At 46.2% G+C, this 14,531-nt stretch carries 9 protein-coding genes and 12 tRNA genes; all 21 read right to left on the bottom strand.

Going from position 1 to position 14,531, the window contains the following annotated elements; all coding sequences use genetic code 11:
• A partial coding sequence (locus GQF01_RS03380) for a cadherin-like beta sandwich domain-containing protein (protein ID WP_202556049.1) occupies positions 1 to 1,556 on the bottom strand: 1,556 nt, incomplete at its 3' end.
• 486 nt (positions 1,557 to 2,042) lie between these two features.
• Entirely contained in the window at positions 2,043 to 3,872 is a 1,830-nt protein-coding gene (gene glmS / locus GQF01_RS03375; protein WP_161405468.1) for a glutamine--fructose-6-phosphate transaminase (isomerizing), read from the bottom strand.
• Between the two features lie 458 nt (positions 3,873 to 4,330).
• Positions 4,331 to 5,671 (bottom strand): phosphoglucosamine mutase, encoded by a 1,341-nt coding sequence (glmM, locus tag GQF01_RS03370; protein WP_161405467.1) that lies wholly within the window; start codon positions 5,669 to 5,671, stop codon positions 4,331 to 4,333.
• A 28-nt stretch (positions 5,672 to 5,699) separates the two neighbouring features.
• Entirely contained in the window at positions 5,700 to 7,004 is a 1,305-nt protein-coding gene (locus GQF01_RS03365) for a CdaR family protein (protein WP_161405466.1), read from the bottom strand.
• Entirely contained in the window at positions 6,997 to 7,812 is an 816-nt protein-coding gene (gene cdaA, locus GQF01_RS03360; RefSeq protein ID WP_127456697.1) for a diadenylate cyclase CdaA, read from the bottom strand. Before cdaA ends, GQF01_RS03365 begins: the two co-directional genes overlap by 8 nt.
• 183 nt (positions 7,813 to 7,995) lie before the next feature.
• Positions 7,996 to 8,601: a zf-HC2 domain-containing protein gene (locus GQF01_RS03355; RefSeq protein ID WP_161405465.1), complete on the bottom strand. Its 606-nt coding sequence runs from the start codon at positions 8,599 to 8,601 to the stop codon at positions 7,996 to 7,998.
• A gap of 69 nt (positions 8,602 to 8,670) precedes the next feature.
• Positions 8,671 to 9,267: an RNA polymerase sigma factor SigW gene (gene sigW, locus GQF01_RS03350; protein ID WP_161405464.1), complete on the bottom strand. Its 597-nt coding sequence runs from the start codon at positions 9,265 to 9,267 to the stop codon at positions 8,671 to 8,673.
• Positions 9,268 to 9,324: 57 nt separating this feature from the next.
• Complete coding sequence (locus GQF01_RS03345) at positions 9,325 to 10,194, bottom strand: DMT family transporter (RefSeq protein ID WP_161405463.1); 870 nt, start codon at positions 10,192 to 10,194, stop codon at positions 9,325 to 9,327.
• 123 nt (positions 10,195 to 10,317) lie between these two features.
• Positions 10,318 to 13,104 (bottom strand): phosphoenolpyruvate carboxylase, encoded by a 2,787-nt coding sequence (gene ppc, locus GQF01_RS03340; RefSeq protein ID WP_161405462.1) that lies wholly within the window; start codon positions 13,102 to 13,104, stop codon positions 10,318 to 10,320.
• Between the two features lie 325 nt (positions 13,105 to 13,429).
• Positions 13,430 to 13,500 (bottom strand) — tRNA-Gly (locus GQF01_RS03335).
• A 7-nt stretch (positions 13,501 to 13,507) separates the two neighbouring features.
• A tRNA-Pro gene (locus tag GQF01_RS03330) sits at positions 13,508 to 13,581 on the bottom strand.
• Between the two features lie 22 nt (positions 13,582 to 13,603).
• Positions 13,604 to 13,680: transfer RNA gene (locus GQF01_RS03325), tRNA-Arg, on the bottom strand.
• Between the two features lie 8 nt (positions 13,681 to 13,688).
• A tRNA-Gly gene (locus GQF01_RS03320) sits at positions 13,689 to 13,763 on the bottom strand.
• 38 nt (positions 13,764 to 13,801) lie between these two features.
• A tRNA-Leu gene (locus GQF01_RS03315) sits at positions 13,802 to 13,881 on the bottom strand.
• A gap of 19 nt (positions 13,882 to 13,900) precedes the next feature.
• Positions 13,901 to 13,976 (bottom strand) — tRNA-Lys (locus tag GQF01_RS03310).
• 11 nt (positions 13,977 to 13,987) lie between these two features.
• Positions 13,988 to 14,059 (bottom strand) — tRNA-Gln (locus GQF01_RS03305).
• A 9-nt stretch (positions 14,060 to 14,068) separates the two neighbouring features.
• Positions 14,069 to 14,141: transfer RNA gene (locus GQF01_RS03300), tRNA-Thr, on the bottom strand.
• A gap of 12 nt (positions 14,142 to 14,153) precedes the next feature.
• Positions 14,154 to 14,229, bottom strand: a tRNA-Val gene (locus GQF01_RS03295).
• Positions 14,230 to 14,244: 15 nt separating this feature from the next.
• Positions 14,245 to 14,319 (bottom strand) — tRNA-Glu (locus tag GQF01_RS03290).
• A gap of 14 nt (positions 14,320 to 14,333) precedes the next feature.
• Positions 14,334 to 14,409: transfer RNA gene (locus GQF01_RS03285), tRNA-Thr, on the bottom strand.
• 2 nt (positions 14,410 to 14,411) lie between these two features.
• A tRNA-Asn gene (locus tag GQF01_RS03280) sits at positions 14,412 to 14,487 on the bottom strand.
• Positions 14,488 to 14,531: the final 44 nt, after the last annotated feature.

Genomic DNA, 14,531 nt, shown 5'->3' with positions numbered 1-14,531 from the left:
GCTCTCGTCGGATCAGCTGGCTTCGTGATCGTCGCTCCCGCAGTAATGCCGGTCAAGTTCGCTACCGCACTGCCGTCTTTCGAGTCGAACGTCACCGTGTACGTTGTGACCGGTATTGCCGTCCATTTCGCATACAGAGTCCTATATACGCTCCACGTATCCAAGATTACCGTATCCGTCGCGAAGTTCCATGCCGACGAGAAGTTTTCATCCGCATACCAACCCGAGAATGAGTAGCCGGCTCTAGTCGGATCGGATGGCTTCGGGACGGTCGCTCCGGAGAGAATGCCGGGCGCGCTCTCAACCGAACTTCCTCCTTGCGAGTCGAACAACACCGTATACGTCGGCGTCCATTTCGCGTACAGCGTCGTATTTTCATTTACCGTATCCGTATCGAAATCCCATAAAGTAATATAATTCCATTCCTTATACCAACCCCCGAAGAGATAGCCATCATGGGTTGACTCCGGCCTTGCAATGGTCGATCCCGGACTAACTTCATTCAGGTCCTCGACCGGACTGCCATTATTCTCGACGAAGGTTACCTTGTAACCCACCGGCGCGGCTGCCCGCGTTACCGTCAGGGTGTAGTTGGCCGTAGCCAATCCATCCTCCGACGTCACCACGACCGCAATCGTATTGCTCCCGACCTCCAAGGGAATCGCCTCGGATAACCCGCCGTTCACCACGCTTTTTCCGTTTACGGTAATCGTTGCATAATCCATTTTGGCCACTGGATATACTCTAGTGCTCTTCCAACCGTAGGCGAAGTTAACGGAGTATTTCTTGTTATCACCCGGATCGACAACGGGTATGCCGTTGTTCAGCCCCAGTTCGATAAGCGAAGTGTCCGAGCCCGGGAGGCGATTAATAAGTAACGTATAGGTCCGGGTTGTCATCCCGTCTCTCGCCGTCACGACGACCGTTATCGTGTTATCTCCCATTAGTAAGCTAACGGGTACTTTGACGCCTCTTGTCGCTTCGATTCCGTTTACCGTGACGGTCGCCACGCTGTCCTCGGGTTGGGGATCGATCAGAACCTTGTTCTGGCCGATGAGATCTATAAAATCATAGAACGGCAAGCTCTTATTGAACCCGAAGCCAACGGGTAAATCCCCCGGTATATCGCTTTCCAGAAATAGGCCTAGAAAATTCAATATGGTGTTGCTACCCGGCCCACCCGCTCGAGTTACCGTTAAAGTGGTGATTTTCTTATACTCTTCTAGAGGGGGGGCCGGTGTCACCAGAATCTCTATCGTGTTAACTCCAACATTCAGGGCAATTGCCCCCGACGGACTGCCGCTAGTTACTTCTACGCCGTTTACCTCAATCTTGGAATCAGCGTCTTCCGCCGTCGGCGTAACCGTTATCTCGCTCACGTTGTTCGCAACGTCTGCATAGAATTTCCAAAAATCCATGAGGTCCGCAACAGCCTTGCCGCTGGACAATGTTAAACTGGTTAGACTCGTGACTCCGCTTCCTGCAAAAGAGTAAGAGGGGAATAACCCCATTACTATTAACAAAACCGTAAAAAATGAAATACCACGCCTAATCATTAGTATCTACTCTCCTCTTATCGTTGTGTAGATAGAGTTCATTGGTCACTCTCGAGCTGCACAAGCCATAATCTCTATTATAAGAGATAGCTGCGCTGAATTGACCTACCCGAGAGGGTAGTTCTATGGGCTAAATCGGGTAGTTAAATTCAAGTTTACAGATTCGGCTGCCCCTTGGTTTTAAAAGGAAATAAGACCCCCTGAGTCTAGTGGTCTCCGCGTTCAATTCAATAAAAACACCAAGCCGGATGAGATCCAGGGCTTAGAGTCCTCTTGGTGTTTCGGCCATCCTTTATGAGCACTGAAGCCCACGCCTTCGTTTATCAGCGAGCTTTGATACTCGCTTCTAAAAAAAAAAATCGAGCAAATCCTAGGAGTTACCCTAGAACTGCTCGACTCTCTTTAGATCGGCTCCATACTTTTATTACTGGTTCCAAGCTTTCTTTTCACTAGACACGTAGTGGTAGCAGGATTCCAAACCCAACCCTACTCCACCGTCACACTTTTCGCCAAATTGCGCGGTTTATCAACATCATTCCCACGCGCCAAGGACGCATAGTACGATAATAACTGCAGCGGAATAACCGACAATGCAGGAGAAAGAATATCCAGCGTTTTCGGAATCACGAACGTGCTGTCTACAGACTTCAGCAGCTCATGCTCACCTTCAACTGCAATCCCCAATACATTCGCGCCGCGCGCCTTTACTTCTTTAATATTGCTGACCGTTTTCTCCAGCAACTCCAGCTGAGTCCCTAGCGCGATCACAGGAACATCATCCTCAATCAACGCTAGCGTGCCGTGCTTCAATTCACCTGCCGCATAAGCTTCAGAGTGGATATACGAGATCTCTTTCAGTTTCAGAGAACCTTCTAATGCTACTGCATAATCCAAGCCTCTACCGATGAAGAAGAGGTTATTGTGTTTAGCCATTTCTTCTGCCACGGCTTTCAAGTCCTCTGCTTGAGCAAGAATCTCTTCTACTTGTTCAGGCAACTGTTTCAAAGCTGAAATCATCTCAGCAATTTCTGCATCTGTTTGTGTACCAATGGTTTGTGCCAAATGAATACCAAGCAGGTAGAAAGCAATCAACTGCGACGTGTAGGCTTTGGTCGATGCTACGGCAATCTCTGGTCCTGCCCAAGTTGTGATAATATCGTCCGCTTCACGAGCAACAGAACTTCCGACCACATTCGTAATCGCCAGAACATGCGCGCCACAACGCTTCGCTTCACGAAGTGCTGCTAGCGTATCTGCTGTTTCACCAGATTGGCTAACAACAATCACTAGAGTATCCTTCGTGATAATTGGGGAACGATAACGATATTCGGATGCGACATCCGTTTCAACTGGAATTCGTGCCATTTTCTCGATCACGTATTTCCCAACCATCCCGGCATGATACGCAGTCCCACAAGCCACAATATGCACACGGCTGATGTTGCGAATTGCTTCCGCTGTAATCGACAGCTCATTTAACGTTACTTTACGGCCATCCGTAGCAATACGGCTTCCCATTGTATCGCGATAAGCCTTAGGCTGATCATAGATTTCTTTCAACATAAAGTGATCGAATCCGGCTTTTTCCGCCGTAACAATGTCCCAATCGACATGAAACATTTCCCTGGAAATAAAATTCCCTTCCAAAGTCATTAATTCGACACCATCACGCGTCAAAAGCGCCATTTCGCCATCATTAAGAATAAAAACATTACGTGTATATTCGAGGATAGCCGGGATATCAGAACCAATGAAGTTCTCGCCTTCACCGATACCGATAATCAAAGGACTAGCCTGACGTACGGCCACAAGACGATCCGGTTCATACTCCGTCAAAACACCCAAAGCAAATGCGCCTGTCATTTGTTTTACGGCTTTTTGGACGGCCTTAAGGATGTCTCCTTCGTATAGGTCAGCAATAAGGTGCGAAATCACTTCTGTGTCTGTTTCAGAGATAAACTTGTGGCCTTTAGCCGTAAGCTCTTCCTTGAGAGTGATGTAATTTTCAATGATCCCGTTATGCACCACGGAGAACTTCAACGAATTGTCCGTATGCGGATGCGAATTCACATCCGACGGCTTGCCGTGCGTCGCCCAACGGGTATGTCCGATCCCAACGCTTCCGTTCAGAGGAGTTTCCTCAAGCTTGGATTCAAGATTCGCTATACGGCCCTTTGCTTTCTTAATTTCCAGACCATTTGCTGTATACACGGCTACACCTGCAGAATCATAGCCCCGATATTCAAGCTTTTTCAGCCCTTCCAGCAAAATTTCCTGAGAATTACGCTTTCCAATATAACCAACGATTCCGCACATAGTGTAGTACCTCCATAGTTTTATGAGCCTATTCAACAAGGCTATTTATCAAAGATCCAAAATCAATATATAAACGACTATCTATAAGTTCGCATAATAAAAAAACGGACGTTGGATACTTGTCAGCCCGGTCGCCCAGACTTTTTGGCTCTCCAACTTAACGGCATTCCTAATGCCGGAAGGTCCCCGCCGAATGTTTCGAACACCTTCACCTCGTCAACTCACCTGCGTAGTAGTAGCTTTTACTACATTCCGTTCCGCCTGCGAGTTCTGGCGCTATTTGTAACCGAATAACCTCAACCCTGCCCTTCCTTCTTGAGTAAATACATCATATTCATTTTTCAGTCAACGTGCAACTTATTTTTTCTATCAAAATCCCCCTATTCGCCCAGAAAAGCACACATTAATGCTAAAAAGCGCGAAAGGGGAACTTCAATAAACCTCAACTTGCAAAATAGTTAGACCAATTGCTCTTGGATAACCTTTGCAATATCATGCACATAAGCTTCAACCTGCTCTTTATCAGGCCCTTCCGCCATGACGCGGATCAAAGATTCCGTTCCCGATGGACGCACGAGCACTCGTCCGTTATCCCCAAGTTCAGCTTCCACCTTGCGAATAGCTTCTTCGACAACGGTATTATTCTTCAGCTTGCTCTTGTCCGCTACACGAACATTAACGAGCAGCTGCGGGAATTTACGCATAATCCCTTTTAATTCGCTTAGTTTATGTCCTGATGCAACTATCGTGTTCACCAGTTGCAGCGCAGTTAGAATGCCATCTCCAGTCGAGATGTAATCAAGGAAGATAACATGCCCGGATTGCTCTCCACCTAGGTTGTAGCCGCCTTTGCGCATCTCTTCCATTACGTAGCGGTCGCCTACTGCCGTTTGCAGTGCCTTAAGACCTGCTTTTTCAATCCCTTTGAAAAAGCCGATATTCGCCATCACCGTCGTCACAATCGTGCCGTGGTTCAGCTTCCCTGCGCGGTTCAGCGCATCTCCTAGAATGCTTAAGATGAAGTCTCCGTCGACTTCCTCGCCTTTCTCATCAATCGCGATCAAGCGATCCGCATCTCCGTCAAAAGCAAGGCCAATGGCTGCGCCATGTTTCACCACTTCTTCGCGAAGCTTCTCAGGATGCGTGGAGCCGCAATGATCGTTGATATTGCGTCCATTCGGCTCAGCGCCGATGGTGATGACTTCCGCTCCCAACTCGCGGAAGATCGTAGGGGCCAGCTCGAAGGCTGAGCCGTTCGCGCAGTCAAGAACCACCTTGTATCCTGCGAAAGACTCGGATACAGTCTCTTTCAAAAACGCCAGATAAGCTAGCTTCGCATCTGGGTGATCTGAAACCGTACCAATCTCGCCGCCAACCGGGCGAGGCAATTCGTCTACTGCTGCATCCAGCAGTTGTTCAATCTCAAGCTCTGTCTCATCCAGCAGCTTGAACCCGTCGCCCCCAAAAAACTTGATTCCATTATCCTCAACCGGATTATGGGAAGCGGAGATCATTACGCCTGCATCCGCTCCAAGCTTTTTCGTTAAATAAGCCACCGCTGGTGTACTTACAACACCAATGCGAATAACCTCAACACCAATAGACAACAAGCCTGCTACGAGGGATGCTTCCAGCATCGGACCCGAAATACGTGTATCTCTCCCGATCACGACTTTCGGATGCTTGGCCTGTCTTGTTAATACATACCCGCCGCAGCGGCCAACCTTATACGCTAATTCTGGTGTCAATTCGCCGTTAGCGACTCCGCGCACACCATCTGTACCAAAATATTTCCCCATGTCTCTTTTCTCCTCTTGTCTCATCCCATTATGGATTTGTTGCTTTTGGTGCTGTATTCTCTGTTGTATTTCCAGTCGTATTACCGGTAGTATTTCCTGTTGTATTTGCTGCTTTCTCACTGATTTCTACTGTTGCCTTTACTTCTTGCGGTGATCCAAGCTTCACATACGTTGGAAGGTTCAGAGCAACCTTCAGTTCATGCTTCCCTGGTGGTAAATTACTTACATCCAGAATAGCCTGAATGTCCTGTACCTTCAGTTGATCTATGATGGTAGGAGCGCCTTCAACCGTTATGTTCAGCTGCGCCGTTTCCGGCGTCGTCACCTTCGTTGCATAGTTTTCATTTGCACCGATTATCGTAATCGGGACATTCTCCAAAGCTCTAGTAATAGATGGAACAATCTCCACCTTCACAGTCACTTTGGCTGGATCCAGTTGTGTTACTTTATTCCTCAAAGGAATGTCCAGTGAATATTCTTTTGTTTCCTTCAAATCTTGAATATTCAACTGCGGACCTTGATAAAATTCCATCCGATCCACAACATCTTGTGTTCCATATACCGTAACTTTGTCTGGACTTTGTGTCACCATCGAAATGGCATACCCTTTCGGCGGTTCTCCACTTATCTTCAATTGCAGAGGTATCGTCTGGAATGGACTTGTTATCGGCACTTCAACATCCACAACTGGCGGATTCATATTCACAGCAACTTCTTTGCCTTCCTTATCAAAAGCTTGCAGCTTTACCTGCTTTGTTACGGCGGACTGAGCCTTATCAACGGAAACCTCGCCGCGCACATTCTCGATCTGCTCGAGCTTGCTCGTTTGCGCAGTAATATACACCTTGTTAGGCTTCACAATCGGCTGGCCGGCTTTCAGCCCTGCTGATGGCGTGCCTTTGACATTGATAACGACAGGCACTTCTTTCATCTGCAGCTCTTCAATGATGACGTGAACGGTTCTAGGAACAATTTGCACCTCAACATCAGCCGGGAAACCAACAGGTGTTAACGTAAGCTGATGATCTCCTTTGCCCACCTGGGTCAAATCAAGCTCGATCTGATACGTATTGCTGGTTGTGACCTTCTTCACAGAAGATTCCTTGCCACTAAGAAGAACCTGTACATTAGAAGGGGCCATTGACGAGATATGATAATGAGTTTCATCGTATTTCGTTGTAATGGCTACATTATTAATCGTTTCTTCCCGCTGTCTAAGGGGGGAGCTTTGCGATAAATTCGTCTCCTCCATGTGCACAACAACCCATAGCAAAATACTAATTACAAGTGCAACGACGCGCACAACATTCGTATTACGCAGCCATTTATCCATTCGAACGCCCCCTCCATTTCAAGAAAGGGTTCTTCTCATTTGTTTTCGCCTTCGGCTTAAGCTCTTCGAACAATTTCGCGATCAGGGACTCTTCTTTAATATCCCGTACAATGTGACCGTTCATCGTCAAAGAGATCTGTCCCGTCTCCTCGGACACAATGATACACATCGCATCAGAAACCTCGCTCATCCCAATAGCAGCGCGATGACGCGTGCCCAATTCCTTGGAGATGAAGGGATTTTCAGACAACGGCAAGTAGCAGCCCGCGGCCATTAATTGCCCTTGACGAATAATAACAGCTCCATCGTGCAAGGGTGTGTTGGGAATGAAAATATTAATCAACAGCTCCGCGCTGATTTTGCTCTCTATGGCAATACCGGACTCCACGTAATCCGTCAAACCGGTTTCTTTTTCAAACACAATTAAGGCCCCAATCTTTCTTTTGGCCAAATAATTCGCAGCCCGTATGACTTCGCTGATTCGTTTGTTGACATCCTGATCTTCTTCGCTTGAGGAGCGGCTAAACAGCTTTCCACGGCCTAATTGTTCCAAGGCTCGTCTGAGCTCAGGTTGGAAAATAATAATAACGCCCAATACCCCAAACGTAAAGGTCTGATTCATCATCCATTGCAGTGTACTGAGTTTAAACCAAATACTAAATACCCATGTAATGACGACAACAAGTATACCCTTCATGAGCTGAATGGCCCTTGTCCCACGAACTAACAGGATCAATTTATAAATCACATAGCTAACGATCAGAATATCGACGATATCCTTAGCCGAGATGCTCGTGAGTAAGTCCATTTATTATTCTCCCCCAGGCGACTGAACACAGTGATCTCTCTATACTATACCTAGAATCATAACATAATCCTAAGTATACTTCTATTTATCTCTCTATATCTGAGTGTTTCCCAGTTGATTTGGTTCAATGTACCTAAAAAAAAACGCCACCTTCGGCTCAAAGCCAACGGCAGACGTTTCAAGCTAATTCGAGAGCATCCCTACGAACTCGCCTAATTTATACCAAACCCAACCAATTGCTTCATTCACCTGTGTAACTTGACCCGAAATGTGCGCGGTAGACGCCAAATTCAGTGTGCCGTCGATAACAGTTAGATTACCTGTTACTTCACCTTCCACCTTCAGCGTTCCCCGTTGTACAACGAGATCTCCTTGCACAGTATGACCCTGCGGTACAATAACCGTATCCCCTTGGATAATGACATCCTGAAGGTTGCTTCCTTTGACCATCAGATTCGTATCATCATTCCACATGGACATGAAGCTGCCGAACATGACGGCGCCGAAAACGACAGCTACCGAACCAGCAGGATGCCTGCGTATGAAGTCCATCCAGCCACTACGTTGCTTCATTGGAGGCAGTCCGCTCATAATCTGTGCCGTCAGCGTATCAGAAGCTCTTAGTGGTGGCAGCATTCTAACTAGCGCATCTGTTTTCTCTAATTGTTTGAATAAAGCATGACAGGTCTGACAAGCAATCAGATGTTCTTTCAATAGCCGAGAATCCGATCCTTGCAAATCACCGTCTAGATATTCATGTATGAGCGGGAGGGCTTCTTTGCAATTCATCGGGCAGCCACCCCTTTCTTAGACTTTTGCATGTTGTGATATACCATACGTTTCGAATTTAAATATGTTTCATCTTGGAACAGGATTTGTATTGGCATCTTGTTCCTCCTGTTCTAATCGCTTACGCAAGTACTCTCGCCCGCGATGTACACGTGTTTTGATCGTTGTTACAGGCATATCAAGCACATCAGAGATCTCCTGAAGGGACATATCCTGCAGATATCTTAAAATGACGATTGATTTATATTTTTCCGGTAATGTATCAATAGCTCTACGGATCTGTTCCTGCGTCTCAGACACAATAATTTGTTTCTCAGGCGTATCCTCATGACTTGGCAGCATCGCATAATAGTCATTGCCTTCTCCGTCTGGCATTTCCGCGTCTAAAGAATACGTATTCTTTCTTCTACGCAGTTTATCGATACACAGATTCGTTCCAATTCGAAAAATCCAAGTTGAAAACTTCTGATTCTCATCATATCGGTGCAAATTGGTGTATACCCGCAAGAATGTTTCCTGCACCGCATCCTCGGCTTCTTGTTTGTTATTCAGCATACGGTAAGCCAAGTGAAAGATCTTATCCTTGTAGAGCTCAACAAGCTCTGCAAAAGCATTTCGATCCCCATTTCTGGCTAGTTTAGCCAGACGTGCTTCAACAAAATTCAATTCGATTTCCTCCGGCTTCTTAGGCAATTCGATTCTTTTCTAATACATACGCAGAAATTACGTTTTGTTTTCAGAAATTAGGATTCCAACCAAAATTAAACCCATCCCTACCCATTGTAACCCATTTACCGGTTCTGCAATAATTAAATACGCAGCGACAATCGCCACTGGAAGCTCCACCGAACCTAACATAGCTGCAAGTGTACTGCCAATTCGCGGAATACCGATGTTAAAAGCTATCGTAGGCACAACCTGTCCTAGAAAACCCAGAAGAAGACCCCACAGCAGCAGTTCACTTCCATTCTCTTGCACAAAAACCGTAGGGGGATATAAGACATACATCACTGGAATCGTCGCGGTTAGCATGATGGCTGAGTTCATTAGAGGCGGAAGAGGACTAACGACCTGACCTGTGAAAAAGAGGAAGGTGCTGTACGTTAATGCAGATAACAGTCCATACAATATCCCAATGTAACTGAACTGCTCCCAGTTCGTATTCAGAACATTCACGGCAAGAACAGTCCCAACTAGGATGAAGGCGACCGCAATACCTTCTGACTTTGATGGCAGTCTTCGTTTCTGTATGCAATCCATTCCGATTGTCATCCAAGTAAACTGAAACAATAAAATAATCGATAAAGAAGCATTCAACTCTTGCAAAGCAATGTTGTAAAACACGGTCGTTAATGCCAATCCAAAAATACCAATCAGACCTAGCTTTACCCAAGGACCTTTGAAAGGATTAGCCCAAGATTTTTTATGAAAAAGAATTAACAACCATACGAGTAAAGTTCCCATTGTCATTTGAGCCGGCGTGATTTGCCCATCCGTATATCCTTGATCATAAGCCATTTTGATAAAAGAGGAAAGCAGGCCATAACTTGAAGCACCTATAAGAACAAGAACAATCGCTAACCATCGCCCCATGCAGTTAATAAGCCTCCGTCCGCCTATGGGCACCTTGGTATAGGACAGGAAAAGTCGAGCTGCGCTCGATATACGAGGCCCCCGACTTTATCATCCTGTCTATACGCTTATGCACTATAATTATCAGCCCGTATTTCTCAGTCCAGCTGCAATACCGTTAATTGTAAGCAGCACTTCCCGCAGCAGAATCGCATCGTCTTCATTGTTTTCACGTAGTGCGCGAAGCTCTGTAAGCAGTTCAACCTGCATATAGCTTAGCGGATCAACGTAGGGGTTACGAAGGCGGATTGACTCTTGAATGACAGGAACATTATCCAAAATCTCTTGCTGCCCTGTAATTTGCAAAATGATTGAAGAAGTTAATTCATATTCTTCCCTAATCAGGTTGAAAATACGCTCTGCAATGGCTGATTCCTTCACTAAGTTCCCGTATTCTTTGGCGATTTGGAGATCTGCTTTGGCTAACGCCATTTGCAGATTATCAATCATCGTACGGAAGAATGACCATTCTTCGTACATCTCTTTTAATGTCGCTAGGTTCCCTGTATTCCCTTGATAGAAGCTTTGCAGACCTGTGCCTGCCGCATACCAAGCAGGAAGCAGATAACGCGTTTGCGTCCAGGAGAATACCCATGGAATTGCACGCAGATCTTCGAATCTGTCGCTATTTTTACGCTTGGATGGGCGTGAACCAATATTCAGCTCGCCAATCTCAGGAAGCGGTGTGGATTCTTTGAAGAAAGTTAAGAAATCCTCATCTCGGAAAATGAGATCCTGATACTTCGTCTGTGCTTGCTCCGAAATACCGCGCATAATCGTCTCCCATTTGTCTTCTTGGGAAAGTCTTTGTGGAGAACGCGATAATTGGGACGCTGTAATTAACGCGAAAGTCGCCTGCTCTAAACTGCGGTACGCAATGCCTTGCAAGGAATAGCGAGATGACAATACTTCCCCTTGCTCTGTGATCTTAATGCCGCCACCAAGTGTTTCTACAGGCTGTGCAAGGATACTGCGGTTTAGCGGCATGCCGCCGCGACCTAGTGCGCCACCACGACCATGGAAGAATTTCAGCTTAACGCCGAACTTCTTCGCAGCTTCTGTGATGTCCTGTAGCGCCATCCGAAGCTCCCAGTTCGCTGTGATCACTCCGCCGTCTTTATTGCTATCCGAGTAACCAAGCATGATTTCGTGAAGTTGTGTATCCGGATCAATGCTATTACGGTAAGCAGGAATAGCTAACAATGTGCTCATAATGCCAGGTGCCGCATGTAAATCGTCGATTGTTTCAAAAAGAGGTACCGACTGAAGCGTACTCGTTACGCTGCCATCGCTCTCTTTGCGATATAAACCTGCTTCCTTCGCAAACACAACAACCTCTAAAAGATCACTAGCACCTTGAGTCATACTAATTAGGTAGCTATTGATACAATTGCGTCCAAACTCCTTTTGCGCTTCGCCTACCGTACGGTAAACATCTAAGCACTCTTTCGTACCCTCAGAGTATTCTAGGTAAGTTGAAGTAATTGGTCTTGGATCATTCAGAACATCCGTCAGAAGCGAGATTTTCTCCTCTTCAGACAGCTTGCTGTAATCACTCGTAATGCCCATTTTCGCCAAAATCTCAGTCATCGCTGATTCATGCTCTTTACTATGCTGCCTGATATCAAGCGCAGCTAAGTGGAAACCGAACAGCTCGACTTGACGGATCAGCTTCTTAATATATTTGTCAGCAACGTAATCAGCATAATGTGATCTCAAGCTAGCATCAATAATATGCAAATCATTAATAAACTCTTCAGGGCTGTTATACTTCTGGCTTGTTGGCACCTTAGGGTTGCCCGTGTTGTGAACCTTTTCGATCATATACGTTGTTTTGATACGGTAAGGTTCTTTCTCGTTGCGCCATACATCCTGCACATTGCCAAGCGCTACACGGTCACACTGAATGGACTCTAATAAGGCTTCACTAACCGTCACAATATTTTTGCTGAAGCTCATATGTTCTAGTGTTTCTTTCAGAACTTCTTCATACTTTTGCAAAGCCAATTGACGGTGCAGTCCTAGTGTTTCCCATGTTACATTCGCTCTCACAGACGGGTTACCATCGCGGTCTCCACCAATCCATGAACCGAACTTCAAGAAAGAAGGCACATGCCAAGTATCCTGCGGGTAATATTTATTTAAGCAGCGCTCAAGCTCATGATAAATCTCTGGCAATACATCGAACAATGTTTCGTCAAAATAGTACAAACCATTACGAACCTCGTCGATTACCGTAGGTTTACGATCACGCAGCTCGTCCGTCTGCCACAAATTCAGAACTTCACCTAGCAGCTTCTCACGCAGCTGTTCACGTTCACGTGAAGTCAGCATTGGATTATCTAGCTTCATCATATCATCTGAAATACGCAGATTAATATCAAGTACCGCTCTGCGCATAGCTTCTGTTGGATGTGCAGTCATAACAAGCTCTAAGGAGATAGCTTTAAGAATCTCTTGTACTTCTTCAAAAGGGACATGATTGTTTCTTAGTTCCTGTACAATGCTCTCTATGGAACCAGGCTGTACGGATTCACCGGAAGAACGCTCGTAATCTCTTTTACGACGAATCCGATGATTCTGCTCAGCAATATTAACAAGCTGGAAGTAAATAGCGAAAGCTCGGATCACCTGATGACGAATTTCCGGATCAAGTGAAGAAATCGTTGCTTTGAACTCATCATAGATTTCAATGACATAGTGTGCTCTTAAAGACTTACTCATCTCACGAATTTTCTCGACAACCTCGAGGAGATCATTGCCGCCCTGATGTACCAGAACTTCACCTAGTATGTGCCCCAAGAAGCGTACGTCCCTGCGAAGCAGGTTATTCGTTCCTTGCTTTTGTAGGCCGATTACATTCTCTAACATAACTCTCCACCTCATCTATTCACTATGTTGCATTAATGCTTCTCTCTATAAAAGCTTAACGTTACAAAAACTCATTTCAGAATATTTTACCACAATCCGCCCTCTGCATATAGTAGTAAAATAAAAAAAGCCCTTCTTAGGGCGTGGTAATTAATGTATGCATGAATAAGGGAGTACTCCAAATGCTTATTGGACATACTTTCTTCGGACGAAATAGCGGTTGATTTGGACGCATGCCTTCACAGGCGGTCGAACCCTTTGTGAATTCTTTTTCTCCCCTGGAACAAAGAAAAAGCCACCCGAAGGTGACTCTTTCTTTCTTTAAAGCGGGTGATGGGAATCGAACCCACGCTACCAGCTTGGAAGGCTGAAGTTCTACCATTGAACTACACCCGCGTGTATATCGGGATGACACGATTTGAACATGCGACCCCCTGCTCCCAAAGCAGGTGCTCTACCAAGCTGAGCTACATCCCGATACAGTGTTACTAATAAAGAATGGCGCGCCCTGAGAGATTCGAACTCCCGACCTTTTGATTCGTAGTCAAATACTCTATCCAGCTGAGCTAAGGGCGCTTATTAATTGGAGCGGAAGACGGGGATCGAACCCGCGACCCTCGCCTTGGCAAGGCGATGCTCTACCGCTGAGCCACTTCCGCAGGGTACCTCAGGAGTATAAATACTGCTGAGGATTTAATGCGCGTAGAGGGACTTGAACCCCCACGGTCACCCGCTAGATCCTAAGTCTAGTGCGTCTGCCAATTCCGCCATACGCGCATCTTGTAAATAAGGCAAATGGTGAGTCATGTAGGATTCGAACCTACGACACCCTGATTAAAAGTCAGGTGCTCTACCAACTGAGCTAATGACTCATGATAAGAAACTGGGGATCAAGGATTTGAACCTTGGCATGACGGAGTCAAAGTCCGTTGCCTTACCGCTTGGCTAATCCCCAATAGTAACATGCCGTCGAGAGGACTTGAACCCCCAACCTACTGATTACAAGTCAGTTGCTCTACCAGTTGAGCTACAACGGCTTATGTAGTTAATGGTGGAGGCTGACGGGATCGAACCGCCGACCCTCTGCTTGTAAGGCAGATGCTCTCCCAGCTGAGCTAAGCCTCCATGGGATTTACTTAATGGTGACCCGTAGGGGACTCGAACCCCTGTTACCTCCGTGAAAGGGAGGTGTCTTAACCACTTGACCAACGGGCCTTACAAAAACTTACTGGAGCTTCCAACCGGAATCGAACCGGTGACCTCATCCTTACCATGGATGCACTCTACCGACTGAGCTATGGAAGCAATGGCTCCCCGAACAGGACTCGAACCTGTGACAACTCGATTAACAGTCGAGTGCTCTACCAACTGAGCTATCAGGGAAAGCAGAGAGACTTTTGACTTTCGTCAAAAGATCCCTATGATGT

It is taken from the genome of Paenibacillus silvestris (assembly GCF_009882985.1).
Classification (GTDB): Bacteria; Bacillota; Bacilli; order Paenibacillales; family NBRC-103111; genus Paenibacillus_E; species Paenibacillus_E silvestris.
The sequence above is the reverse complement of the archived record's forward strand: the minus strand, read 5'-3'. Positions and strand labels throughout refer to the sequence as shown.

Coding starts and splice junctions, on each gene's coding strand:
- GQF01_RS03345 (WP_161405463.1), bottom strand. CDS start 10,194: ATGGGGCGATGGTTAGCGATTGTTCTTGTTCTTATAGGTGCTTCAAGT.
- GQF01_RS03355 (WP_161405465.1), bottom strand. CDS start 8,601: ATGAATTGCAAAGAAGCCCTCCCGCTCATACATGAATATCTAGACGGT.
- GQF01_RS03365 (WP_161405466.1), bottom strand. CDS start 7,004: ATGGATAAATGGCTGCGTAATACGAATGTTGTGCGCGTCGTTGCACTT.
- cdaA (WP_127456697.1), bottom strand. CDS start 7,812: ATGGACTTACTCACGAGCATCTCGGCTAAGGATATCGTCGATATTCTG.
- ppc (WP_161405462.1), bottom strand. CDS start 13,104: ATGTTAGAGAATGTAATCGGCCTACAAAAGCAAGGAACGAATAACCTG.
- glmM (WP_161405467.1), bottom strand. CDS start 5,671: ATGGGGAAATATTTTGGTACAGATGGTGTGCGCGGAGTCGCTAACGGC.
- glmS (WP_161405468.1), bottom strand. CDS start 3,872: ATGTGCGGAATCGTTGGTTATATTGGAAAGCGTAATTCTCAGGAAATT.